Here is a 24,445-nt window from a genome sequence, read left to right on the forward strand (position 1 = left end):
CCTCCGTGCGGTGAAGATTCGACACCTCCACCACACACGGAGGCCTTCGCCCTCTTCAAGGCCCGCGCGTGTCAACAACGCTCATGCTCAATACAGCTAGCGCCTGCCGACAGGAACCGGGCGACAGCTCAGCAACCAGGCGGCAGCAACTAGGCGACGAAGGCGCCCGCTTCCGCCTCCTTGGCGAGCGTCACCACGGTGAGCCGCTCGTCGACGCGCTTCGTGGCTACAGCGGCATAGCCGTGCTTCCGGTAGAGCCGCAGGTTGTGCTCGCTGCGGTGGCCGGTGAACAGCTGGAAGCGCTTGGCGGCGCCGTCCGCGCCGAGCTTCGCCTCGACGGCGTCGAGGAGCCGCCCGCCCAGGCCGTGGCGCTGCATGCGCGGGTGCACGACGAGCTTGCCTATCCGGGCCGTGCCGTCCGCGTCCACGGCGCCCCGCACCGCGGCCACGACCTCCTCCCCGAGCCGGGCCACCAGGACCGTGCCGCCCGCGAGTTCGGCCCTGACCGAGTCGAGCGGTTCCGTCAGCGGTTCGATGGAGTAGTCGCCGTAGATCTCGGCCTCGCTCTGGTAGCAGAGGTACTGCAGTTTGAGGATCTTCTCGGCGTCCTGCTCGGTCGCCGCAGAGATGATCACACTCATGCCCATGTGTGCATGCCTCCCGCTCACCTGCTCCGCCGGTTGTCTAACGCTCCTTTCCCCAGGGTTCAGGAGCCGCAACCTCCGCCGCCAGCATTCTGCGCAGGCATCCCAGACATCTGGAACGTTCCGGACCGAGGCTGCCCTGTGAGATACCCAACTCCCCTGCGATCTCGCGGTAGGTGAGGTCCTGTGGCGACAGAAATGCAGCCACGACGCGGGGGCATCGCCCGGGAAGTCTGCGGACGGCGGCGTGCAGCGCGCGGCGGCGGTCGCCGGCCAGCGCCCGCTGTTCCGGGCCGTGTTCGAAGTCGTCGGCGGGCTCGGTGGCGTACGGGATCTCGCGCAGCGCGGCGTGGCGGGTGCGGCGGGCCTCGGATCTCACGGCGGCGGTGAGCCAGGCCGCGGGATCGGCGGGCGGGCCGTCGGTGTCGATGCGCTCCAGCAGGCGCAGCCAGACGGCCTGTTCGAGGTCGCCGGGTTCGGCCGCGCCGGCGTGGGCCTCCGCCGAGACCTCGGCGGCGACGAGCGGGCGCAGGGCGTCGATGACCAGGTCGTACGTCATGCCGGGCGGGACGCGGCCGCCCGGGCGTGCGGTTGCCGGGGCGGCCGTGTGTCACCCCAACCAGGGCCGGGGTGGGCGGTGTTGACGGCGTGCTGACGCCGTACTGACGGAGATCAGTCCTTCAGGAAGTCCTCGCGGGCGAGGAGAGCCGTGTCGCAGTTGTCCGAGAAGATGCCGTCGATGCCAGTGGCCAGATAGGCCTTGAAGGCGCCGAACGCGTCGCCGTAGGCGTTCGGGTCGGTCCCCTTCTTGAAGTCGGCGGGCAGGAAGGTGTTCTCGTTGCGCATCGTGTACGGGTGCAGGATCAGGCCCGCGGCGTGCGCGTCCTTGACGAGCGTGGTGGGCGCGAGCAGCTTGCCGTCCTTGTCCTTGGGGATGACGAGATCGAGCGTGGGGCCGATGCCCTGGGCGTAGGAGGCGATCTCGTCGAGGCCCTTGGGCGTGATGAGGTCGGCGACGGTGCGCGGGTCGCCGGCGTCGACGAAGTCCCAGGGGCGGGAGTTCGCGGTCGACAGGAGCACGACGAGCGGGTTGTCGACGAGCTTGTTCAGGCGCTGGATGCTGGTCGGCTCGAAGGACTGGAGGAAGACGGGCGAATTCTTCCTGTTCACGCCGTACTTGCGCAGGAGCGTGGCGACGCGCTCCTCCAGGCCGAGGCCGAGCTTGCGGAAGTAGGTGGGGTGCTTGGTCTCGACGTGGATCCACACCTCCTTGCCGCGCTCGCGGCTCTGCCGCTCCCGCCAGTTGAGGATCTCTTCGAAGGTGGGGATCTCCCAGCGCCCGTCGTAGAGGGTGTTGCGCTGGCGGTTGGCCGGGATGCGCTCCTTGGCCCGCAGGGTCTTCAGCTCGGCGAGCGTGAAGTCCTCGGTGAACCAGCCGGTGGTGGCGACCCCGTCGAGGCTCTTGGTGGTCTTGCGGCCGGCGAACTCGGGGTGCGCCGAGACGTCGGTCGTCCCCCCGATTTCCGGCTCGTGACGGCATACGAGGTGACCGTCCTTGGTGGGCACCAGGTCGCCCGCCTCGATGACGTGCGCACCCATGTCCAGGGCCAGCTGGTACGAGCCGAAGGTGTGCTCCGGCCGGTAGCCGCTCGTGCCGCGGTGGGCGATGACGGTGGGCACGGGCAGGCTCTTGTAGCCACCGCCGCCGTGATGTCCGCCACTGCCGCGCTCGTCGGCGCTCGCCACGCCGGGCGCGCCCAGGACGGCTCCACCCGCGCCGAGCACTGCCGCACCCAGTACCGAACGGCGGCCGAGCTGCGACCCCCGGGACTCCTGTGACTTCCGCATCCCCATTGAGCACTCCTCCCACATCGCTGCCTTGCACCTGTCAAAGCGCACCGATCGTAGATGTGCGGGAGTGACCAGTGGGAGACCTTGGACCGAACGGACGGGTGATGCGGGGTGACTCCTGGGCGCCGCATGACGGCCAACGGAGCGTAAATACGGGTCAACACTGCGTATCGAGTGCGTGAACCCGATGTGCAACGGGCCGGGGGCCGCGAGTATCGTCCTCACCTGCACAGACTTCAGCTCATCCAGCCACGGCTTAGGCCGCCACCCCTTGACACCGGAGGGCCCGTTGTCCCGTTTCGCGTTCATCAAGGCAGTGCTCTCACCGATCATGCGCCTGATGTTCCGCCCCCGGGTGGAGGGCGCCGAGAACATCCCGGGCACCGGTCCTGTCATTCTCGCGGGCAACCACCTGACCTTCATCGACTCGATCGTGCTGCCGATCGTGTGTGACCGTCAGGTCCTGTTCATCGGCAAGGACGAGTACGTCACCGGCAAGGGCCTCAAGGGCCGTGTCATGGCGTGGTTCTTCACCGGCGTCGGCATGATCCCGGTCGACCGGGACGGCGCCAACGGCGGTGTCGCGGCGCTCATGACGGGCCGCCGCGTCCTGGAGGAGGGCAAGGTCTTCGGGATCTACCCCGAGGGCACCCGCTCCCCCGACGGCCGGCTCTACCGCGGCCGCACCGGCATCGCCCGGCTGACCCTGATGACGGGCGCGCCCGTCGTTCCGTTCGCGATGATCGGCACGGACAAGCTCCAGCCTGGCGGCAACGGCTTCCCGCGGCCCGGCCGCGTCACGGTCCGCTTCGGCGAGCCGATGGAGTTCTCCCGCTACGACGGCATGGGCCGCGACCGCTATGTGCTGCGCGCCGTGACGGACTCGGTGATGGCGGAGGTCATGCGCCTGTCCGGCCAGGAGTACGTGGACATGTACGCGACCAAGGCGAAGGCCGCCTGAGCCGGTAGCGCTTGAGCCGGCAGTACTTGAGCCGGTAGCGCTTGAGCGTCACGAAGGGCCGCACCCGGTGGGTGCGGCCCTTCGTCATGCGTGGAGACGGTGGAGACGATGGACACGCCATGAGAGGCGCGTCATCCGTATGGACGCGTCGTCATCCGTCCGGACGCGTCCGTCACGGGTGTTCGACGCCGTCCTCCAGCTTCTGGCCGCGCAGCAGGAACCACGCCGCCACCGCCGTCGCGAGGAGTACCGCCGCGCCGATGCCCGCGGCGGCCTGCAGTCCGTCGACGAAGGCGCCCTGCGCCGCCGAGAGCAGTTCGCTCGCTGTGTGTGCGGGCAGCGCCGAGACGGACTCGACCGCTCCGCCCAGGGATTCATGGGCTGCCGACGCCACCTTTGGCGGCGTGCCGGCCGGGGCCGTGAAGTCCCGGTAGACGCCCGTGACGATGGAGCCGAGCAGGGCGATACCGAGGGCCGCGCCCAGTTCGTACGCCGTCTCGGAGACCGCGGACGCCGAGCCCGCCTGCTCCTTCGGCACGCTGGACAGGATCACGTCGGCCGTGACGGTGAACGAGAACCCTGCGCCGACGCCCACGATCAGGAGCACGATCCCGAGCAGCGGATAGCCGGTCGACTGGCTGAGCCCGGTGAGCCCGGCCAGGGCGAGGCCCACCGCGGCGAGGCCGCCCGCGACGACGGAGCGCACGGAGAACCGGCGCGCGACCGTACCGGCGACCAGTCCGGCCCCCACCGCGCCGATGGCGGCGGGCAGTTCGGCGAGACCGGCCTCGAACGGGCCGCGCCCCTGGACCAGTTGCAGGAACTGGGAGAGGAAGAACACCAGGCCCGAAAGGCCGAGGATGGTGAGCAGGTCGGCGAGGACCGCCGCCGAGAATCCGCGGTGGCGGAACAGCCGCATGTCGAGGAGCGGCGCGGGCAGCGTGAGCTGACGGCGGACGAACCACGTCAGAGCAGCCAGTCCGAGCACGCCGGACGCCGGCACCTGCCAGCCGAGGCCGTGCGCCGCGGCCTCCTTGACCGCGTAGACGACACCGATCATGCCGACGAGGGACAGGACGACGCTGATCAGGTCCCACGGGCCGGCGACCGGGTTCTTCGACTCGGGCAGCAGCTTGATGCCGACGAGGACGAGGACCGCCATCACGGGCAGGTTGATCAGGAAGACCGAGCCCCACCAGAAGTGTTCGAGCAGGAATCCGCCGACGACGGGACCGACGGCCGCGCCCGCCGAGGCCGCCGCACCCCAGATGCCGACGGCGAGGGAACGCTCGCGCGGGTCGGTGAAGATGTTGCGGATCAGGGCGAGGGTCGACGGCATCAGGGTGGCGCCCGCGACGCCGAGCAGGGCCCGGGCCAGGATCATCATCTCGGGGGTCGTCGCGTACGCGTTGAGCACCGAGACGGCGCCGAACGCGACGGCGCCGGTGAGCAGCAGCTTCTTGCGGCCGATGCGGTCGCCGAGGCTGCCCATGGAGACCAGAAGTCCCGCGATCACGAACGAGTAGACGTCACCGATCCACAGGAGCTGCGTGCCGGTCGGCTCCAGGTCCTCGCTGATGTACGGCGTCGCGAGACCGAGCACCGTCGCGTCGACCGCGACCAGGAGCACCGCGAGCACGAGGACGGAGAGCGCGAGCCATCGTCCGGGCCTCGGCTCCACCTCCGCCGCGGATGTGCGCTGGTGTGTGCTGGTCATGGTTCCACTCTCCGTCTGGCGCCGCCGAGCAGAAGCTCGACGATCATGTGCTGGAAGTCCTTGGCGGCCACCCGGCCGTCCTGTACGGCCCATGCGCCCCCGCCGATCAGGCTGTAGAGCGCCTCCGTGAGCCACGCGGGTGTCAGATCGATCCGGAACTCGCCGCGCTCCTGGCCGCGCGTGAACAGTGCGGCGATACGAGCGTCGAGCCGGGCCCAGCCCTCGTTCTGCGATTCGCCCTCGAAGAGCTGGTTCTCGGTGACGAGGAAGGCGAGGAGTCCGGCACACGGCTGGATCTCCGTCACGAGCCGGCGTACGGCTTCGTCGGCGCCGCCCTCGTCGAGCCGGGCGGCGTCGAGGGCCGCCTCGCACTCCTGGATCCCCAGGTCCTCAAGGGCCCTGACCAGTGCGTCCCGGCCCGCGAAGTGCCGGTGCAGCGTGGCGCGACTGAGGCCCGCCGCCCTCGCGACCTCGTCCATCGTGGCCGTGGCCTTGCGGGTGAGCAGGGCGGCGGCGGTGCGCAGCACCTGTTCCCGGTCGACTGACATGAGACGAGGGTAGCCCATGTGAGACACGCTTGTCTCACTGAGGGCTTAGGCGTCTCATACAGAGTGGCGCATATAGGGGCGCATTGGTGGGAATCAGGCGCAGGCGGGTGTGGGCTTGATCAGGGGTGCGGGTCAGGTCTGCCATGCCTCGCGGCACAGGGCCATGGACGCCTCGTCGAGGTAGCGGGCCGTGGCGAGCCAGACGCGGGCGAACGCGTCGGTGTCCGCTGCGCCGAGCCGGCCGAACCCGTCGCGGCCCCGCTCGGCCGCGGCCCTGCGCAGCGCGTCGAGCAGCTCGGCGGCGGTGGACAGGCCGGCGCGGCGCAGGAGGGCGGTGTCGGGTGCGGTGGCTGGCGGTGCGGTGGTGTGCGGTGCGGTGGCGTGTTGTCGGGTGGGCGCTGTGTGCGTCAGGGCGCGGCGGCCCGCGACGACCACCTGTTCCGTGCGGCGGCGCAGGATGTGGAGGGGTGCGGAGGGGGTGGGGAGTACGGGGACGCGTGCGGGGGCTGGTCGGGATGCGGGGGTCGGAAGGGACGCGGGGGCCGGCGGCGTCCGGGTCACGTCCTGGCGTTGGAGGCGGTCCAGGCCGAGGTCGTGCCAGCCCGTTGGGAGACCGACGGCGAGGAGCGCGGCCCGGGGATGCCCGGCGGGGACGAGGCGCGCGATCGCACGAACCCTGGTCCCGGGGGCCGTGGCGAGGACGGCGAGGTTCTCGCGGTGGGCCAGTTCGGGGTGGTCGTCGGCGGAGGTCAGCCGGACGGTGAGCCCCTCGCACTCGGCCAGGAGGCAGTCGCCACCCGCCTCGCGGGCCACGCCGGTCAGCGTGGCGTCGAGGAACAGCAGGTCCTGCCCCGTGGCGAGGGCCCGCGCCGCCTGTTCCGCAACGGGGACGGACCACAGTGCCGCGAGCGGCTCCTCGGTCCAGTCGGCTCCCGCGGCGGCCGCGGCCCGCACGCTCCGGCCCGCGCCGAGCCGCCCGTCGGCGGAGACGGTCGCCCCGGAGACCACGAGCCCGGTGCGCGCCAGGTCGCGGTGCGTGAGCGCGGTGTCGCCCATCCTGACGGCGCGGTCCCCGGCGGTCCTCGCCCTGGTCGGCCCTCCGGGGGCCATGTCGGGGACGGTGTAGAGGCGGCCCGTGGCGTCGGCGGTCCAAGTCACCACGCCCGCGTGACCGGTCGAGGTGAGAACGGGCTCGGTGAACAGCCCGTAGAGCCGCAGCGAACCGCCCGGCGCGTACGCGCGGCGGGCCGTGCCGCGCAGTGCGGCGTGCGCTTCCGGGGTGCCGGGGCGGCGCAGGCCGTGCGCGGTGACGAGCAACTCCTCGAGGGCGTCGGCAAGTTCGGAGGTGCGGTGGTCGGGCTCGGCGGCGCGGGCCGCGCGCAGGCCGTTCACCGTACGGATCGCGGCGGCCGCGGGGCGGGGCAGCGCCGCGAGGCGTGCCGAGTGGGCGGCCCTGAGCAGACCGGCCTGGAGCACGGCACCGGCACCGTCGACACCGGCGTCGAGGACGAGGGCGGCGGCCTGCCACAGAGCTTCGGCTGCGGCTGCTTGGGCCCGGGTGGTGGGCGGAGGCGTGGAGGCTTCAGTTGGTGGGGGCGCGGAAGGTTCGGGGGCGGAAGGCTCGGGGGCGGAGGCGGGTGCCTCCGGCCTGTCGGGGGCGGGTCGGGACGGCTGGGCGGGGGCGGGCAGGGACGGCTGATCGAGGGCTGGCAGGGATGGCTGGGCGGAGGTGTCGGCGGGGGCCGATGCGGGTGCGTCGGCGGGGGCCCACGTGGGTGCGTCCTCAGGGGTCGGCGTAGGTGCGTCCGCGATCGGTGCGAGGGTCGCCGCCGCGGCCCGGTGGACGCAGGCCGGGGCGAGCAGGCAGCCGCACCGGATCGCGTCGCCGACCGTGACCGTGCCGCCGGGTGCGTGCAGTTCCACGGAGGTCTCGTCGTCGACCGCGATCCGGCAGATGCCGCCGTCGGACGTCACCGGTCGCGTGGCGAGCTTCTCGACGGCCGCGTCCAGGCGCTTGCGCAGACGTGGCGAGAGTGCGGCCACGACAGCGGCGGTGACCTCGGGCAGTACCGGAGGAAGCTGCGGCGTCGGGCGGGACGACTGCTGAGAGTGCGTCGACGTCAACGGATCTTCTCCCCTACCCAGCGGGCGAGTTCGAGCGGGCCGAGTGCGGCGACCGGCATGCCCGCGGCGACCAGTTGTCCCGCGATGCCGGTGGAGTAGCGGGGGCGCCCGGCGTCATCGAGGCTCGCGCAGCCCAGTACGTGGCAGCCCGCGCCGACGAGTTCGCGTACCTCGGCGAGCATCCCGCCGACGGGGTAGCCCTCCTCGAAGTCGCTGACCACGACGACGAGGGTGCGCGAGGGCGCAGTGACGAGTGTGCGGGCGTGCCGCAGTCCGGCGGCGATGTGGGTGCCGCCTCCGACCCGGGCCTCCAGGAGGAGGGCCAGCGGGTCGTGGACGTGTTCGGTCAGGTCGAGGACAGCCGTCGAGAACGCCAGGAAGTGCGTGGACAACGCGGGCACGCCCGCCAGGACCGACGCGGTGAGCGCCGACCAGATGGTGGACGCCTCCATCGAGCCGGACACGTCCGTGAGGATGATCAGCCGCCAGTCGGCCGAGCGCTGGGCCCTGCCGTGGAACACGGGGCGCTCGGGGATGACGTGGATACGTCCGTCGTCGGTGCGCCGGGCTGTGGCGAGGTTGGCCCGCAGAGTGCGGGCGAGGTCGAGTCTGCCGCCGGGGCGCCGGGTGGGGCGGGCCGTCGCCGCGCCGGTGAGCGCGGGGCGCAGTCGCGTGGCGAGGGTGCGGGTGAGCTCGTCGACGAGACGCCGTACGAGAGGGCGCAGGGCGGCGAGCTTGGCCTCGGGCAGCCCTCCCGCGTGCTGGAGCACGGTGCGCAGCAGCTCCACCGAGGGGCGTACGGCTTCGGGGTCGAGCGCGGAAACCACGTCCGTGCGACCGCGGGTGGCCGCGGCGGCGAGGACCTCCTCGCGGATGCCGGGGCCGAAGAGGGCCGTGAGTTCCTCGGCCCATTCGCGTACGCCGGGGTAGGGCGCCTCTCGCCCGCCCCGGCCGCCGGCACCGCCCGGCAGATCGCCGCGCGCGCCTTCGCCGCGGCCCCTCCCGTACAGCTCGTCCAGGGCGGTCGCCAACGGGGCGATGTCCTGCGGGAGTTGGTCCTGTCGGCGCCCGAGTACGAGTCGCCACCGCTCGGCGGGGGCGATCCGGGCGTCACCGGCCGGCGGGAGGGGAGCGGGGCCGGTGGCGGGTGTGGCAGTGGCAGTGGCGGTGGTGGCGGCAGTGGACGGGGATGCGGTGGGCGGCCGGTCGGACGTGATGTCCGGCGTCGTGGGCAGGAGGTCCAGCGCGGCCAGCGCCTCGCGGGCGGCGAGGTCCGCAGACGTCCACGCGGCCAGCGTCCGCGCGTCCGTGTCCGGGGGAAGGTCTGCGTCGAGGGTGCCGTCGATGCGCTCCTCGATGACCGTGAGCAGCCGGTCGCGGGCGGCAGGGCTGAGCGTGTCGAAGCCGCCTCGAAGGGCGGGGAGCCGTGCGAGGAAGGGGCTGTCGGGCAGGTCGCCGACGCGGTCGAGCAGCGGGACGAGCGCCTCGGGAGCCGTCTCCAAGAGGGAGCCGGCGGCGGTGAGCAGGCCGGTCAGCCGGGCGGTGAGCTCCGCGCGGGTGCCGGGATCGGTGGCCGTGTCGACCCAGGACGCCGCGCGTACGCCGAGGGCGGTGGCGGGAGTGTGCCCGAGCAGAACGCGCACCGCGGCTGCGGCGCCGCGCATGAGCGGCGACCCGTCGTCGGCGAGCCGCGCCAACGAGTCGGCAAGCCGCATGCCGCCGAACACGTCGGCGCGCCGCGCGAGTTCGACGAGGGCGCGGGCGTCGTCCGGGTCGTCGGAGCCGGCGAGCCCGTCGAGACTACGGACGGCGGCAACGGTCAGAAGTCCGGCACAGTCGGCCAGCGCACGGTGCCAGGGGGTGGTGGGGGCGGAGGTCGGTCCGGGGGCGGCGGCGTGGGTGATGGGTCCGAGGGCGGGGGTGACGACGGGATCGGTCGCGGGTTCGGTGCTGGGGGCGGTGGCAAGCGCGGTGGTGGAGTCGGCACTGGGACCGTTGGCGCGCACGGCGCCGGGTTCGGCCCCGGGAGTCACAGCGAGAGCGGTGGCGGGTTCGGTGCTGGGGGCGGTGGCAAGCGCGGTGGTGGAGTCGGCACTGGGACCGTTGGCGCGCACGGCGCCGGGTTCGGCCCCGGGAGTCGCGGCGAGAGCGGTGGCGGGATCGACGCTGAATCCGTTGCGGGGTACGTCGCTGGGTTCGGCGCCGGGACAGGTAGCGGAGTGAGGCCCGGAATCCGAGTTAAGGCCGACGCCGGGGCCCGGAGCGGGATCAATGTGGGGATCAATGTGGGGATCAAGGTCGGGATCCGTAGCCGGACCAGTAGCCGTGTCCGTCCCGGGAAGGCCCGCGATGTGGCCCGACCTGAGGCGGTCTGTGAGGTCGAGGCCCCTGAGGATTTCGGGGAGCGTGCCGATGGCAGGGAGCACGGTCGTGACCTCTGCCAGGGCCTCGGCCGCGAGTGCGGGCAGCGCGCACTCGGCCGCCTCGCCGAGCGCGGTCAGCGCCTGCGCCGCGGTCGGGCCGCCTTCCGCGTGGGCGGCCCGGACGCGCGCGCGGAGCACGCCCTCGGCCACCTGCGCCGGCGTGACGCCCCGGGTGGTCGCCGTCGTGAGGACCGCCGCGGTGGCGGGTGTCCAGCGCACGGTCCAGCGCGTCGTGAGCGCATCGGCCCCGCCCGCCCCGCCGACGGACGCCTCCTGCGCGTACGGGATGCCGCACAGGGCGAGACGGCGCAGCAGCACCTCACGCCTGCGGTCCAGGCCGGAACGCAGGGGGTCGAGCCGTAGCTCCTTCTCCTGCCCACCGCTTGCCGGGCCCGGCAGTCCGAGAGCGGCCAGCTCCGTCTCGACGGCGGGTGCGAGTCCGCCGCGGGATGCGCCGGGGGCGGCCCGGCCCGTGCGCCCGCCGACCAGGACCCGTTCCAGCGCGCGGGCGACGGCGCGCCCGCGGCCCAGCGGCTCTCCCTGGGCCAGTACGGTCTGGACCGCCTCGACGAACTCGCTGCGGCCCGGCGCGGGCAGCCCGCGCAGACTCGCGAGGTCGCCCGCGACGCGGCGGACCTCGCGGGCGTCCGCCGGTCCCGACGGGTGGCCGTCGGCGCGCAGTTCGTTGGTGACACGGACGGCACAGCGCAGCGCCGTCTCTCCGACCGCGGCCGGGTCGCCCGCCGACTCCAGGACCTGGTGCTGCCACTCGGGATCACGGATCCCGGCCGGATATCCGGAACGGGCGTCCAACAGCGCGTACGTATACGGGATCAGAGAGACGGCACACGTGGGTGCGGCCGACGATCCCGGCTCCGCGGGGGGTCCGGTGTGCGGCTCGGCGTGGCCCATGGCTTGAGACTCGACCGGCGGTTCCGCGCCGGACCTGGCCACCAGCGGTTCCGCCCCCGGCCCGGCCGCCGGCTGCCCCGCTGTCGGCCCGGCAGTCACCCCCGCCGACGCTCCCCCGAGCGGCGCCCCCGGCGCATCGTCCCGCATCGCCTCTGTGCTCAACGCGGGCGCGTGGAACGCCCCGATCACCGCCGCCACCCTGCGTCCCCCGCGCGCCGCCTCGCGTAGGCACGCCCTCATCCACCGTTCCCTGGCGAGATCGAGCAGGTCGACTCCCGGGCCGTCCTGCGCGTCGCGGCGCAGGGCCCAGCCGGTGAGGAGCGCTGCGCGGCGCACGGCCTGTGGGGTGGCGCCCGGGGCGGGGGCCTCCACGAGACGGTCCCAGAGGTCGTCGCCGTCGCGGCCGGTCAGCCGCCCACGCACCCTGTCGTGCAGACTCAGCCTGCGTCCGGCGGGAGCGGATGCCTGTTCCGCGGGGCGGGTCACGCGCGGCTCCCGCCACGCCCGTTCCGCCAGAGGCAGGTCGCACGCGACCGCCGGGACGCCGTTCCGTGCGGCCCAGCGCAGCGCCGCGAGCTCCGGCGAGAAGTCCGCGAACGGGTAGAACGCCGGGCCCGCGTCCGCCTCTCCGTCGACCACCGCGGCGAGCGCGACAGGCGCCACCGTCTCCTCGTGGGCCAGCCACGGCAGCAACTCCTGCATCTCGGCCGGGAGTTCGACCAGCAGGACGTCCGGGGCCGCCTCGTCGAGGAGTCGCGGCACGACGGCGGCCAGCGATGGCGCGTGGTGGCGTACGCCGATGAGGTAGGGCCCGTCGGGATCGGTGAGCGCGTCGACGGCCACGCCCGCGTCGGTGGTCATGTGGATCAGCCCTCCAGGACGGAGCGCAGGTCCCACAGCGTGCGCCAGGTCGCGGAACCTTCCTCCGCGCGGCGCCGCACCGCGCCGTCCCAGTAACCGAGCAGCCGCGCCGCGTCTGCCGGGTCGTCCTTGCGGACGACGCCGGTGAGGTGGCCCGGCAGGAGCGCGAGGGCATCGCGGTCGCCGGGGAAGTAGGCGGCGGCGACGCCGAGGGCCGTGGCGACGGAGACGGCCTCGGCCGTACTCATCACGGTGGAGGGCCGCTCGACCTCCCAGCCCTCGGCCGAGCGGCCGTTACGCAGCTCTCGGAACGCGGTGACCAGGACGTCGAGGACCATGTCATCGAGCTGGTACGCGGCTCCCGCCCGTTCGACGGCCGCCTTCGACTGGCGGCGTACGAGGTCGAGTTCGGCGTCGAAGTCGCCGATGGGTCCGACCGTCTCGAAGTTGAAGCGGCGCTTGAGCGCGGCGGACATCTCGGAGACGCCCTTGTCGCGGAGGTTGGCGGTGGCGATGACGTTGAACCCGGGGGCCGCGTGGGCCTGGGCCGCGTCCGTGCCGGCCAGCTCCGGGACGGCGATGCGCCGTTCGGAGAGGAGGGAGATCAGGGCGTCCTGCACCTCGGGGAGGCAACGGGTGACCTCCTCCACACGTGCGACGGCGCCCTGGGTCATGGCGGCGAGCACCGGTGAGGGCACGAGCGCCTTCGGGCTCGGGCCCTGGGCGAGCAGCAGTGCGTAGTTCCAGCCGTACTTGAGCTGGTCCTCGGTGGTGCCCGCGGTGCCCTGGACGGTGAGCGCGCTGGTGCCGCTGACGGCGGCGGCGAGCAGTTCCGACAGCATCGACTTGGCGGTGCCCGGCTCGCCGACCAGGAGCAGTCCGCGCTCGCCGGCGAGCGTGACGACGCAGCGCTCCACGAGGGCTCGCTCGCCGACGAACTTCCGCCGGACGGCGAGGCGGCGCGGCACGCCCTCGCCGGCGTCGGCGCCTTCGGGCAGCCGCAGCGGTTCGTCGGCGCCCATCACGAACGTGACGACGGCGCGCGGGGTGAGCCGCCAGCCGGGCGGACGCGGGCCGGTGTCGTACGCGGCGAGGAACGCGAGCTCGTCGGCGTACAACTCCTCGGGCGGCACGATCTGCCGCTGCGCGGAAGACGTCGCGCCCTGGACGGTGTCGGTCGTGGTGGTCATCGGCGGCACTCCCGCGGCTGCGTGGCCCCGCATCGCGCGGCCGGGACGGACTCGGTCGTAGAAATCATCGGCGGCACTCCCCCAACTCCACGGCCCCGCACCACGCGACCAGGACGGACTCGGTCATAGAAATCGTAGAAATCATCGGCGCAGCTCCCGCTGCCGCGTGCCTCGGCACCCGCACCCACACCCGTGCGCTCGACGCGGCCGGAACGGATTCGGTAGGGGTGGTCATCGGCTGCGCGACCCGATGGCGCGGGCCGCGCATGGACGAGGTGACTCGGGTCGTGGTCATCATCGGCGCCGCCCCTTCCGGGTCGCCCGGGTCGTGAGTTCTTCGAAGGCCGGGACGTCGCCGGCGCGCACCCGGTCCCACGCTCGCGTGAACAGTTCCGGGACGGGGAGCAGCGGGACCGTCGCCGTGTTGCCCGGGATGTCGTACAGGGCCCGCTTCCAGGACTCGACGGGCAGCGCGGGGGACTTGAGTGCCAGCCAGGCGCCGGGCAGGAACAGGCCGCGTCCGGCGCGGGCGCGCTTCGCCTCCACCACCAGTGCGGTCGCGGCGAGTTCGGCGCGGGCCCGCTTCATGCGGGCGGGCTTCCAGCCGGTCCAGCGCGTGGTGTTGCGGTCGGTCGGGTCAGGGAGAGCGAGCAGTTGCAGGTAGAGGGCGGCTGCGTCCTCGCCGATGCCGTGCGTTTCGGCGACCTCGGTGACCAGGCCGGGGACGCTGCGCGTGGGGTCCTGGGCATATCCCTCACCTTCTCCCTCCGGCCCACCCGCGCCCGGCACGCCCGCCGACACCGCGCGGACCAGTCCATCCCCCAGTACCGCCCTGATCGCCCGCAGCGGGGCGTCCGCGCGGTATCCGGCCAGGCCCTCGATCAGACCGAGCGCCGGGTCGTCCGGGCCGGTGAGGCCGGCCGGGCGCAGGAGGACGGCCTCCTGCTGGTGCCAGGGGTGGAGCACGAACGCCTCGCCCACGCGCGTGAGTCCGTCCGCCGCCTCGCCCCCCGTCTCGGGCATGCCATGCGCCTTGCGCAGTTCGGGCGCGGTGGCGTGGCCCTTCTCGGTCCAGCCGAGGCCGAGCTGGAGCAACAGCTCCGGGTCGGCGAGCCGGGTGCGCAGGGCCGCGAGGCCCGCGGGCAGGGCGGCGCGCAGCGGACGCCCGTACGGCAGGCCGTACGCGAGCGCGCCGAGCGCCGCCACGGCGGGCACCAGGTCCCTGACGTGCGGCACCGCCGCCGGGTCGTCGCCTGTCAAACGGCCGTCCGTGTTGAGCCGTTGGATGGTGGTGCGGCCGAGCCACGGGGTGTGCCGGGGGTTGAGTACGGCTTCGGCGGTGCCGATGGAGGAGACCCCGTTCAGTGAGATCTCCACGTCCTCGGGGAGGCGTACGAGGGTGCCGAACCGCTCCGTCCACACGTCCCGTGCCTCCTCGACGGCGGGCCCGGTCTCCCAGAGGTCGGCGCCGGTCTCGGGGAGCAGCGCGGCGACGACATCGACGCGGCCCTGCCACGTGAGCGCGGTCAGGCGGTTGTGGCCTGCCTCCACCTGCGTGCGGGTGAGCCCGGAGCGGGCCTGACACTCGGCGGATCCGGCGTCGTCGAAGAGCGCTCCGGAGGGGCGTCCGGCGAGGAGCAGCGCGGCCTGGACGGGGCCGCAGCCGGGCGCCGCCGCCAGTGCGGTCGCGTTCTCCGCGTGCCAGGGCGTGGCGCCGCGCTCGCGTACGAGGGTGGCGAGTGACGCGATCCGGTCGCCGGTGAGCGTGCCGGGGATCCGCAGCGCCTCGCGGGTCGTGAAGTGGGCCACGGGCCCGAACTCGCCGGACGGGTCGTGGTCGAGGGCCAGCCAGTCCACCTCGTCGTCGTGACCGCGCGTGCGGGCCGCCGCGAGGATCGCGACGGTGCGGTCGCCCAGGCGGAGGACCTGGCCGGGGCGCGGCCGGTAGGCGCCCTTCTCGCGGAGTCCGACACTGCGGATGTGACGGTCCGGGTCCGTGAGGGCGCCTTCGGCGACGGCGTCCAGGAAGTGCAGGAGCGCGGACCTTTCGGTTTCGTCCAGGCCGGGGACGGTCGCGCGGTACGCCAGCGCGGGCAGGTGTCGCAGAACGGGCAGCCAGGTGGACGTGCAGCTCGGGATGGTGAGTTCGTCCGTGGTCCAGCCGCCGGTGAGCTTCGTGAGGTCGTGTCCGTCGGGCAGCGGGGTGCCTTCGGCGGCCTTGCCCGCGATCACGTGACCGACGGACTTGATCTGCCGGAGTGTGCTCCAGGTGTCGGGGCTCCAGTAGCCGAAGACCGTGTGGCCCAGGACGCCGCGGACAGCGCTGAGCAGGGGCCGGTCGTCGCCGTCGGGTGGCGAGAAGTCGTGGAACATCTCCTGCCTGCGCGCCACGACGGGCCGTGCCGTCGCCGTTCGGGGATCGGTGAACTCGGTCACGGATTCACGCAGTTGGACCATGGCGAGCGCGATGACGCCGACGCCCGTGTGGAGCGAGGGGTGGCCGATCGCGGGCAGGGCACGCTCGGTCGCGGTGAGCAGGTCGCGGTCGAACTGTTCGGATGCGGCCTGCTTCTGTTCGTCCGTGAGGGCCGTCCTGGCCTCGCCGGTGGTCTTCCTCCGGTGCTCCGCCAGCGCGCCCGCCACGTCGTCCGCCAGTGCGGCGGCCTGTTCGTCGTCGAACGCGCGCAGCGCCTTTGAACCGTCCTTGTCGCGGGCCCGCATGGCGTGCCAGAACGATGCCGGCGGGACCAGCGGGGTGCCGGCCGCGTACTGCGCGCCCGCCCGGGACATCACGGTGTCCCCGAAGGATCCGTCGGCGGGTCCGGCCCCGTCCCCGTAGAGACCCAACTGGTTGCCGTCGAGGGCGAGTACGGGCTCCGCTCCGCCGGGCAGGCGCAGCGCGCCGAGCGGCACGGGGGTGCTGCCGCTGGTGAAGCGGGCGGGCAGCGCGACCTCGCGGCCGTCGGGCGTGCCCGCCGTCAGCCGCTCTGCCGCGCCGTCCCGCGGACCGTCGCCGCGGACCCAGCGGCCGAGAACCGCGCCGTCGGTGCCCAGCGGGCTGTTCTCCAGGCCCGCTTGGAGGGGCAGCACTTGGCAGTCGGCGTGTCGCAGCCGGCCCTCGTCGCGCACGGCGCCCGCGAGGAGCGGCGGCAGGGAGGCGCGGCCGGTGGCGCCGGTGGCGGGGTCGTACTCGATCCAGGTGCTGGCCGTGCTCGTGGTGCGCAGCCGCCAGTGGTTCACGCCGTCGCCACTGACCCGGTGTTCCTTGGGCAGGGTGGTGTCGCCCGCGTGCAGGGGGCGGGCGCCGGTGCTGCGGCCGCCGTCGGCGAGGGGCAGGGAGGCGTCCGGGGTGTGTGCGCGCCACTGCGTGGCGGACTCGCCGCCGAGGTGGAAGACGTCGGCGGGACGCGAGGACCAGTACGCGCGCTGCTTGCCCTCGTGCCACCAGGTGACGAGCAGTTCACCGCCGACGAAGCGGAAGGCGGGCTGCCGCCAGTGGTCGGGCTTGCCGGGGATGCGCAGGTCGTGTTCGAGGAGGATGCCGTCGGGTCCGGCGACGACGGCCTTGTCCCGGTGGGCGACGATCAGCGCGGGCCAGGCCTCCTGGACGGTGAGCTCGTCGCCGTGGCGGCGCTCGGGTACGGGCCCGAGCAGTTGCATGGCCTCTTCGAGCGCGGGCCAGCCCAGTTCGTCGACGATGCCCGCGCGCAGGGTGCGGCCGAGGTTGCCGCTGAGGTCGTGGGCGCGGACGCGGGCGACGGCCTCGGGCACGACGTCCGCGGCGACCGACCGGAAGCGCCTGAGGCGCTGGAGCGCGGCGCGGGCACCGGGCAGGCCCGCCGCCGCGGTGAACGCGTCGGCCTGTTCGGTGAGCCATTCGGCCAGGAGCGGGCGGAGCACCGGGTGCTCCGTGACGGCGAGGGTCCTCCGATTGCCTGTGCTCTGGCGGGAGTTACCGCCGATGGCCTCCTTGAGGAGCGGCCTGAACCGCGTGTCCGCGGCCACTGCGGCGAGGTCGCGGCGGCCTGTATCGGGGCCGCCGAACCAGTCGTCGAGGCCGATCTCCTGGCCGCCCGTGCTCGGCGCGGGGTCCGCCACCGCGACGCCCGACGCGAGGCACACGTCGATGAGGTCCAGGTCGGCCCAACTGCGCCAGCCGCGCCCGCGGAACAGGTCGACCGGCCGCCCCTCGGCGCGCAGCCGGGCGGCCATGCGCTCCACCAGCCGGTACGTCATCGGGGAGCGGCGCGCCCCGCGCCAGCCGCCCTTCAGATGGGCGGACCAGCGCGACAGCCAGTCCCCCGCGTCGACGGCCGGGGTCGGGTCCGGGTCCGTCAGGAGCTGTTCGGCGCCGGTCTCGGCGAGCAGTTCCAGCCAGTCGCCCTCGGAGCCGTTGTCGTGTCCGTATCCCGTCGGCATGATCTCCAGCAGACGCTCGCGGACGGCCGGTTCCTGCGCTGCGAGGACGAGGAGGGCGGGCCGGTACGCCGTCCAGAACGTGCCGGGAGCGCGTACCACCGCCGGGGAGGCCAGGAGGTCGGCGAGCAGCCGGCACTCCTCCTCGACCCGGTCCAGGCCGGCGGCGTTGATGAGCTTGCGGGCGTCCTGCGGCAGGGCGGCGTACGGCGGCATGCCGGCCCCGCACCGCTCGACGATGAGCCTTCGGTACTGCTCCCAGGCCGCCTGCGGCGCCAGACGCTGCGTCAGGTCCCGTACATGGTCCTTGAGGGCCTTGACCGTGAGCGCCCCGGCGAACGCGAATTCGAGGAACACCGCGCGCTGCCGCTGCTCGTCCACGTCGAGGCTGTGGACGCGCTCGGCCTCGCGGCCCTTGCCGAAGAGGGCGGCCGCGTAGGTGGTGTTCTCGTGCCGGAGGAAGGCGCGGCCCGCCTCCTCGTAGTACGTGGGCAGGAAGTGCGGGACGGAGCGGCCGAGGCGCTCGCCGAGCTCCTCGAAGCCCTCCTTGGCGGCGCCCGCGCGGGTCTTGGCCATGCGGGCGAGGCGCTCGACGTCCTTCACGAGGGCGAGGGCGTGGTGTCCGTTGTCCGGGTCGTTCACCAGGGCCCAGGCGGGGAAGCCGAGGGTTTCGCGGCGCACCTGGCCGAGCCCGTCACGCACGCTCTCGCGCCGCAGCCCGAGGAAGTCCAGGGCGAGGTCCTCCGCGTCGCCGAGCGTGCCCGGCACGAGGCGGACGACCGTGCGCCCCTCCAGGACGGGGTGGGTGTACGCGCGGGCCGTGAGGTCGTCGGCGTCCTCGCCGGGGTGTGTGCCCGGGAGCAGGACGGCGCCCGCCTCCAGGAGCGCTCCCGTGTCCACCGTGCCGTCACCCGTGCTCATCGCGCCCCGCTCCCCTGCCGTCTGGCCCGCCGAACCCACTGGCCCCACCGCTCCCACCGCCCCCACCGAACCCGCCGTACCGGCCGTACCGGCCGCGCCCGGACCCGCGCCCGCGCCGCTCACCGCCGTGCTCACGCCGCCTGCTCCCCGTCCTCGAGCTCGCGGCCCGCGTACAGGACGGCGGCCATGCGCATGCCCTCCGACCAGGCCACCGGCCCGACTTCACCGAGGGCCAGGGCCTGCCCGCCCTCGGTGGTCCAGGTGAGCGGGCCGGTCTCGGTCTCGGCGTAGCCCTCGTAGTCACCGATCCACACTCGTGCCTCCACGGTGCGTCCGGCTTCGAGGACGGGCTGGACGGCGTGGCCGCCGCGCACGCGGTAGCCGAGGGACGTGGCGCGACCGGCTAGGAAGCGGAGCTCCTTGAAGGTGCCGCCCTCGTAGTCGTCGACGGCATGTGCGGCCGGGTCGCGGTCGGCGCCGCGTGTCCAGATCTCGCGGAACAGCTGCTGGACGCCCTGGTCGACCTCCAACTCGACGGCGAACTCGCGCAGTTCGCCGAGGTCTTCCAGGAGGACCGGGTGCGGAATGCTGATCTGCCGCGGGCGGATGCGCACGGTGTCCCCGTCGAGGTCGACGAGGCCGATACCGCGCTCGGGGTCGGCGTCGCGCAGGAACCCGGCGACCGTCCCGTCGTCACCGGTGACGACCAGGTCCTTCAGGGCAGCACGCCAGGCCGGGTCGGGCCACACCTCGGCGAGCACGGCGGCCGGCACGGGCAGTGAGCGGGTCATCCAGCGCTCGGCCCGCTCCCGGCAGTCGCGCTCGTGCCGCTCCAGCCACTCGGTGAGCTGCCGGAGCCCGATGACCGCCTGTTCGTCGGCGATCTTCGGCGGCACCGACTTCAGGAGCCGTCCCTTGCCGTTGCGGCAGACGACCTTCCCGTCGTCGTCCAGGGCGACTTCATAGTCGCCCGCGCGCATCCACCCCACCACTGCCTCCCCGACAGCCGATTTCCCGTTCGCAGATGTCGACCCCCGGTCGTGGGCGCGCGTCGAAAGCACGCGTCACGAGCACCGGTTGTGAGCCGGTGTTGATCAACTGCCGGAAACTTTAGGGGCAGCCACTGACAACGCAGTGCGGCCCGGCCCCCTGAAGGGCCGGGCCGCACAAAAGGCAGGTCAGGACTTGGCGTCGGCCCACGCGTGCTGCACGGCGAGGTCGTCCTTCACCTCGGCGAGCTGCACCGCGACGGCCGAAGGGGCGGTGCCGCCCCGCCCGTTGCGGGAGGCGAGCGCGCCGGGCACGTTGAGGACCGTGCGCACCTCGGGCGTGAGGTGCTCGGAGATCTTCGCGAACTGCTCGTCCGTGAGCTGGTCGAGCTCGATGCCCTGCTGCTCGCACTCCTTGACGCACTCGCCGGCGACCTCGTGCGCGACGCGGAACGGCACGCCCTGCTTGACGAGCCATTCGGCGATGTCGGTGGCGAGCGAGAAGCCGGCCGGGGCGAGCTCCTCCATCCGCTCCCGGTTGACCGTGAGCGTGGCCATCATGCCGGTGAACGCGGGCAGCAGGACCTCGAGCTGGTCACAGGAGTCGAAGACCGGCTCCTTGTCCTCCTGGAGGTCGCGGTTGTACGCGAGCGGGAGGGCCTTGAGCGTGGCCATCAGGCCGGTCAGGTTGCCGATCAGGCGGCCGGACTTGCCGCGGGCGAGCTCGGCGATGTCCGGGTTCTTCTTCTGCGGCATGATCGACGAGCCGGTGGAGAACGCGTCGTGGAGGGTGACGAAGGAGAACTCCTTCGTGTTCCAGATGATGATCTCCTCGGCGATGCGCGAGAGGTTCACGCCGATCATCGCGGTGATGAAGGCGAACTCCGCGACGAAGTCCCGCGACGCGGTGCCGTCGATGGAGTTGGCCGCCGAGCCGTGCTCGAAGCCGAGGTCCTTCGCGACGGCCTCCGGGTCGAGGCCGAGCGACGAACCGGCCAGGGCGCCGGAGCCGTACGGAGAGACCGCCGTGCGCTCGTCCCACTGGCGCAGCCGCTCGGCGTCCCGGGACAGCGACTGGACGTGCGCGAGGACGTGGTGCGCGAACAGGACCGGCTGGGCGTGCTGGAGGTGCGTACGGCCGGGCATGGCGACGTCGGCGTGCGCCTCGGCGAGGCCGACGAGCGCGTCCTGGAGCTCGGCGACGAGGCCGCCGATGACGCGCGCGTGGTCACGCAGGTACATCCGGAACAGCGTGGCGACCTGGTCGTTGCGGGAGCGGCCGGCGCGCAGTTTGCCGCCGAGGTCGGCGCCGAGGCGCTCCAGCAGGCCGCGCTCGAGCGCCGTGTGGACGTCCTCGTCGGCGATCGTCCCGACGAACGAGCCGTCCGCCACGTCCGCTTCGAGCTGGTCGAGGCCCGCGTGCATGCGGGTCAGCTCGTCCTCGGTGAGCAGGCCCGCCTTGTGCAGCACGCGCGCGTGGGCGCGGGAGCCGGCGATGTCGTACGGCGCGAGGCGCCAGTCGAAGTGGACCGAGGCGGAGAGTTTCGCCAGGGCCTCGGCGGGGCCGTCGGCGAACCGGCCGCCCCAGAGGCGGACATCGCCGGTGTTGCTGCTCACGGTTGCTCCTAGATGTGCGGTGCGGCGGGGCGGGGTTTCTCTTCCCCGTCCCGCCCCTTCCCGTAACGGGGTACCAGGCGAGGTCGCGCTTCGGCGCGATCTTCGACGTTATGCATGAGTATGCATCTCACTGCATGATTCGTCAATCGCTCCCCTCGTGGCCGGGATGCGCGCGAACTCGTTAGACAGGCGAACGACTTCGGGTCGATAATCCGGAGTCATGGGAAAGACCTACGAACGCATCGACGGCAGGCTGCGCACTTTCATCGAGGAGCAGCCCATGTTCTTCACCGCGACCGCACCCCTGTCCGAGGACGGCACGGTGAACCTCTCCCCCAAGGGGCTGACGGGATCCTTCGCCGTACTCGACGAGCGGACGGTCGCCTATCTCGACTTCGCCGGCAGCACCGCCGAGACCATCGCGCACCTGCGCGAGAACGGCCGCATCACCCTCATGTGGTGCGCCTTCCAGGGCCCTCCGAACATCGTCCGGGTGCACGGCCACGGGGAACCCGTCTTCCGTGACGACGCCCGGTTCAAGGAACTGCTCGAACACTTCCCCCACATCGACCCGACCCGGCACGGCCTGCGGGCGATCATCGCCGTGAGCGCCGACCTCGTCCGCGACTCCTGCGGATACGCGGTGCCCTTCATGTCGTACGACGAGGACCGCGATCTGCACGAGAGGCGCTTCGCGCGCGAGGACGACGCCTCCCTGAGTGCGTACTTCGAGAAGAAGGAACACATCGGGCGCAGCCTGGACGGACTTCCGGGGCTGCCGCTCCCGCTGCCCCCGACTACCGTCTGACACATGCGCTCACGATCCGTCGTCATAGCATCCCTGACCGGGGCGATAGCCCTGCTGACCCTTGGCGCGGCACCGCGCGGCGGACCCGCGCCGCTGCCCGCGCGGATGGCCGACACCGGCGGCGGCTCCCAGCTCGTCACCGCACAGGCCGCGCGCACCGGCTCGACCACCGGCACCGTCACCTGGTGGGACCGGCGCGACGGGCGGTGGGTCGCGGCGGGTTCGGCGGCGGCGCGGTTCGGCGCGAAGGGCCTCGCCGACGGCGGCTCGCGCAAACAGGGCACGTACACGACACCCACCGGCCTGTACGGCCTTCCCTACGCCTTCGGGACCGAGCCCGCACCCGTCGGCACAACCACCGCCTACCGGCGCGTGCACCAGGACTCCTGGTGGTGTCAGGACAACGACTCGCGGTCCTACAACCGCTGGACCGAGCCGCGCCCGGCCGACTGCCGCGCCGCCGAGTCCGAACACCTCGTGTCGTACGCGACCCAGTACGCACACGCTTTCGTCATCGCCTACAACTACGACCGGCCGGTGCGCGGGCGCGGAGCGGGGATCTTCCTGCACGTGAACGGGCGCGGGGCGACGGCCGGGTGCGTATCGGTCCCGGCGGACGCGATGCGGCGCATCCTGCGCTGGGCCGAGCCCGCCCGGCGGCCGCACATCGCGATCGGGACGGCGAGCGGCGCGACCGCGATCACGCGCTACTGAGGCGGCACCTCCGCCGCTGGATGAACCCGGACATGAAGGCGAACGTGTGGCGATCCTGAAGGCGAACGTGTGGCGATCCCATGAAGATGTAGGGACCACATAACGAGACGGGGTTGCGGGCTCGCGGGGCGGCGGCGTTGCATCGCCCGGTGCAGACCGAACAATTGATCCCCCAGCCGACGGACACCGGCAACCGCACGGCGCGCCTGGCCGTCACCGTGTTCCCCGTACTCGTGCTCGCGGCGGGCGGCATCGGGCTCGCCCTGCCGGACGCCTTCGCGAGCTGGAAGACGAACGTCCCGTACCTGCTGGGTGTGGTGATGTTCTGCATGGGACTCACGATGACCCCGCACGACTTCAAGGGCGTCGCGAAGCGGCCGTGGGCCGTCGGCCTCGGGCTCGTCGCGCACTACGTGATCATGCCGGGGCTCGGCTGGCTGATAGCCAACGCCCTCGACCTGCCGCCCCAGTTGGCGGCGGGAGTGATCCTCGTGGGCTGCGCCCCGAGCGGCACCGCCTCCAACGTGGTGACCTACCTGGCGCGCGGCGACGTCGCCCTGTCCGTCTCCGTCGCCACCGTCTCGACCGTGCTCGCCCCGCTCGTCACGCCGCCGCTGACGCTGCTGCTCGCGGGCGAGTTCCTGCCCGTGGACGCGGGGTCGATGGTCACGGACATCCTCAAGACCGTGCTGCTGCCGGTCATCGCGGGACTCCTCGTGCGCCTGGCCCTCGGCCGGTACGTCGACCGCGTGCTCGGCGCCCTGCCCTGGCTGTCGGCGCTCACCATCGCCGTCATCGTCGCCGTGGTCGTCGCGGGCAGCGCGAGCGCGATCAAGTCGGCGGCCGGGCTCGTCCTGCTCGCCGTCGTCCTCCACAACGGCCTGGGTCTCGCGCTCGGTTACGGCGCCGGGAAGCTGGCGCGTCTCGGGGCGCCCGCGTCCCGCGCGATGGCGTTCGAGGTCGGCATGCAGAACTCGGGGCTCGCCGCATCCCTCGCCACGGCGCACTTCAGCCCGCTCGCGGCGCTCCCCGCGGCCGTGTTCTCCGTGTGGCACAACGTGTCGGGCGCCCTGGTCGCGGCCTGGATGTCGTACCGGGCGCGCCGCGCCGAGCAGCAGGCCTGAGAACGCGGCAGCGCCCCGGACCGCCCGTGGACATCGGGTGGTCCGGGGCGCGAGCCCGAACGGTTCGGCGTGCTCAGTGGTCGTTCTGGGCGAGCCGCAGCAGATGGTCGGCGAGCGCCTGGCCGCCGGCCGGGTCGCGGCTGATGAGCATCAATGTGTCGTCACCCGCGATCGTGCCCAGGATCACCTGGAGTTCCGCCTGGTCGATCGCCGACGCGAGGAACTGGGCGGCGCCGGGCGGGGTGCGCAGGACCACGAGGTTCGCCGAAGCCTCCGCGGAGATCAGCAGTTCCCCCGCGAGCCGCCGCATCCGCTCCTCCTTGGCCGAGCCGCCGAGCGGGGCCTGCGGGGTGCGGAAACCGCCCTCGCTGGGCACCGCGTAGATCAGCTCGCCACCGGTGTTGCGGATCTTGACCGCGCCCAGCTCGTCCAGGTCCCGGGAGAGCGTCGCCTGCGTGACCGTGAGGCCGTCGTCGGCGAGCAGCTTCGCCAGCTGGCTCTGCGAGCGCACCGGCTGCCGGTTGAGGATGTCCACGATCCGGCGGTGGCGCGCGGTGCGGGTCTGCGGCACGGCGGGTCCCGCGGCGTGCTCGTTGTCCTGCGCCTGACTCATCGTCGTCGTCCC

At 73.1% G+C, this 24,445-nt stretch carries 16 protein-coding genes; 4 read left to right on the plus strand and 12 right to left on the minus strand.

Going from position 1 to position 24,445, the window contains the following annotated elements; translation table 11 throughout:
* Nucleotides 1-149 precede the first annotated feature (149 nt).
* The 3 genes from AC07EJ_RS30325 to AC07EJ_RS30335 form a co-directional block, all read right to left on the minus strand.
* On the minus strand, nt 150-647 hold the full coding sequence (locus AC07EJ_RS30325; RefSeq protein WP_393585471.1) for a GNAT family N-acetyltransferase: 498 nt from the start codon (nt 645-647) through the stop codon (nt 150-152).
* 37 nt (nt 648-684) lie between these two features.
* Entirely contained in the window at nt 685-1,203 is a 519-nt protein-coding gene (locus tag AC07EJ_RS30330; RefSeq protein WP_389483896.1) for an RNA polymerase sigma factor, read from the minus strand.
* Between the two features lie 113 nt (nt 1,204-1,316).
* Nucleotides 1,317-2,498: a glycerophosphodiester phosphodiesterase gene (locus AC07EJ_RS30335; protein WP_478885476.1), complete on the minus strand. Its 1,182-nt coding sequence runs from the start codon at nt 2,496-2,498 to the stop codon at nt 1,317-1,319.
* 184 nt (nt 2,499-2,682) lie between these two features.
* Here AC07EJ_RS30335 and AC07EJ_RS30340 point away from each other — a divergent pair, with 184 nt between their 5' ends.
* Entirely contained in the window at nt 2,683-3,456 is a 774-nt protein-coding gene (locus AC07EJ_RS30340) for a lysophospholipid acyltransferase family protein (protein ID WP_389484017.1), read from the plus strand.
* Nucleotides 3,457-3,628: 172 nt separating this feature from the next.
* On the opposite strand, the gene AC07EJ_RS30345 is transcribed toward AC07EJ_RS30340, so the two are convergent.
* From AC07EJ_RS30345 to argH, 8 genes are all read right to left on the minus strand, one after another.
* Nucleotides 3,629-5,173: an MFS transporter gene (locus tag AC07EJ_RS30345; RefSeq protein ID WP_478885477.1), complete on the minus strand. Its 1,545-nt coding sequence runs from the start codon at nt 5,171-5,173 to the stop codon at nt 3,629-3,631.
* Nucleotides 5,170-5,721 carry a TetR/AcrR family transcriptional regulator gene (locus AC07EJ_RS30350; RefSeq protein WP_389483904.1) on the minus strand — a complete coding sequence of 184 codons (552 nt, stop codon included), beginning with the start codon at nt 5,719-5,721 and terminating at the stop codon, nt 5,170-5,172. Before AC07EJ_RS30350 ends, AC07EJ_RS30345 begins: the two co-directional genes overlap by 4 nt.
* 132 nt (nt 5,722-5,853) lie before the next feature.
* Nucleotides 5,854-7,845, minus strand: a complete 1,992-nt coding sequence (locus AC07EJ_RS30355; protein ID WP_478885478.1) for a hypothetical protein — start codon at nt 7,843-7,845, stop codon at nt 5,854-5,856.
* The gene (locus tag AC07EJ_RS30360; protein WP_478885479.1) at nt 7,842-12,041 is read right to left on the minus strand and encodes a DUF5682 family protein; all 4,200 of its coding nucleotides are present in this window, start codon (nt 12,039-12,041) and stop codon (nt 7,842-7,844) included. The genes AC07EJ_RS30355 and AC07EJ_RS30360 overlap by 4 nt, the downstream gene beginning before the upstream one ends.
* Nucleotides 12,042-12,046: 5 nt before the next feature.
* Entirely contained in the window at nt 12,047-13,231 is a 1,185-nt protein-coding gene (locus AC07EJ_RS30365) for an ATP-binding protein (RefSeq protein ID WP_478885480.1), read from the minus strand.
* Nucleotides 13,232-13,525: 294 nt separating this feature from the next.
* A complete protein-coding gene (locus tag AC07EJ_RS30370) occupies nt 13,526-18,703 on the minus strand; it encodes a hypothetical protein (protein ID WP_478885481.1) in 5,178 nt (1,725 codons plus the stop codon).
* Entirely contained in the window at nt 18,700-19,557 is an 858-nt protein-coding gene (locus AC07EJ_RS30375) for a DUF4132 domain-containing protein (RefSeq protein ID WP_389483916.1), read from the minus strand. The genes AC07EJ_RS30370 and AC07EJ_RS30375 overlap by 4 nt, the downstream gene beginning before the upstream one ends.
* Before the next feature lie 189 nt (nt 19,558-19,746).
* Entirely contained in the window at nt 19,747-21,174 is a 1,428-nt protein-coding gene (argH, locus tag AC07EJ_RS30380) for an argininosuccinate lyase (protein ID WP_389483918.1), read from the minus strand.
* A 220-nt stretch (nt 21,175-21,394) separates the two neighbouring features.
* Here argH and AC07EJ_RS30385 point away from each other — a divergent pair, with 220 nt between their 5' ends.
* From AC07EJ_RS30385 to AC07EJ_RS30395, 3 genes are all read left to right on the plus strand, one after another.
* The gene (locus AC07EJ_RS30385) at nt 21,395-21,982 is read left to right on the plus strand and encodes a pyridoxamine 5'-phosphate oxidase family protein (RefSeq protein WP_478885482.1); all 588 of its coding nucleotides are present in this window, start codon (nt 21,395-21,397) and stop codon (nt 21,980-21,982) included.
* A gap of 3 nt (nt 21,983-21,985) precedes the next feature.
* Nucleotides 21,986-22,696: a L,D-transpeptidase family protein gene (locus tag AC07EJ_RS30390; RefSeq protein WP_393585481.1), complete on the plus strand. Its 711-nt coding sequence runs from the start codon at nt 21,986-21,988 to the stop codon at nt 22,694-22,696.
* 149 nt (nt 22,697-22,845) lie between these two features.
* Nucleotides 22,846-23,820: a bile acid:sodium symporter family protein gene (locus AC07EJ_RS30395; protein WP_389483924.1), complete on the plus strand. Its 975-nt coding sequence runs from the start codon at nt 22,846-22,848 to the stop codon at nt 23,818-23,820.
* Between the two features lie 73 nt (nt 23,821-23,893).
* Here AC07EJ_RS30395 and AC07EJ_RS30400 read toward each other — a convergent pair whose 3' ends face one another.
* Nucleotides 23,894-24,433: an arginine repressor gene (locus AC07EJ_RS30400; protein ID WP_100597053.1), complete on the minus strand. Its 540-nt coding sequence runs from the start codon at nt 24,431-24,433 to the stop codon at nt 23,894-23,896.
* Nucleotides 24,434-24,445: the final 12 nt, after the last annotated feature.

Source organism: Streptomyces sp. NPDC045026 (genome assembly GCF_056432625.1).

Coding starts and splice junctions, on each gene's coding strand:
- AC07EJ_RS30390 (WP_393585481.1), top strand. CDS start 21,986: ATGCGCTCACGATCCGTCGTCATAGCATCCCTGACCGGGGCGATAGCC.
- AC07EJ_RS30335 (WP_478885476.1), bottom strand. CDS start 2,498: ATGGGGATGCGGAAGTCACAGGAGTCCCGGGGGTCGCAGCTCGGCCGC.
- AC07EJ_RS30350 (WP_389483904.1), bottom strand. CDS start 5,721: ATGTCAGTCGACCGGGAACAGGTGCTGCGCACCGCCGCCGCCCTGCTC.
- AC07EJ_RS30325 (WP_393585471.1), bottom strand. CDS start 647: ATGGGCATGAGTGTGATCATCTCTGCGGCGACCGAGCAGGACGCCGAG.
- AC07EJ_RS30400 (WP_100597053.1), bottom strand. CDS start 24,433: ATGAGTCAGGCGCAGGACAACGAGCACGCCGCGGGACCCGCCGTGCCG.
- AC07EJ_RS30345 (WP_478885477.1), bottom strand. CDS start 5,173: ATGACCAGCACACACCAGCGCACATCCGCGGCGGAGGTGGAGCCGAGG.
- AC07EJ_RS30360 (WP_478885479.1), bottom strand. CDS start 12,041: ATGACCACCGACGCGGGCGTGGCCGTCGACGCGCTCACCGATCCCGAC.
- AC07EJ_RS30340 (WP_389484017.1), top strand. CDS start 2,683: ATGTGCAACGGGCCGGGGGCCGCGAGTATCGTCCTCACCTGCACAGAC.
- AC07EJ_RS30365 (WP_478885480.1), bottom strand. CDS start 13,231: ATGACCACCACGACCGACACCGTCCAGGGCGCGACGTCTTCCGCGCAG.
- AC07EJ_RS30330 (WP_389483896.1), bottom strand. CDS start 1,203: ATGACGTACGACCTGGTCATCGACGCCCTGCGCCCGCTCGTCGCCGCC.
- AC07EJ_RS30385 (WP_478885482.1), top strand. CDS start 21,395: ATGGGAAAGACCTACGAACGCATCGACGGCAGGCTGCGCACTTTCATC.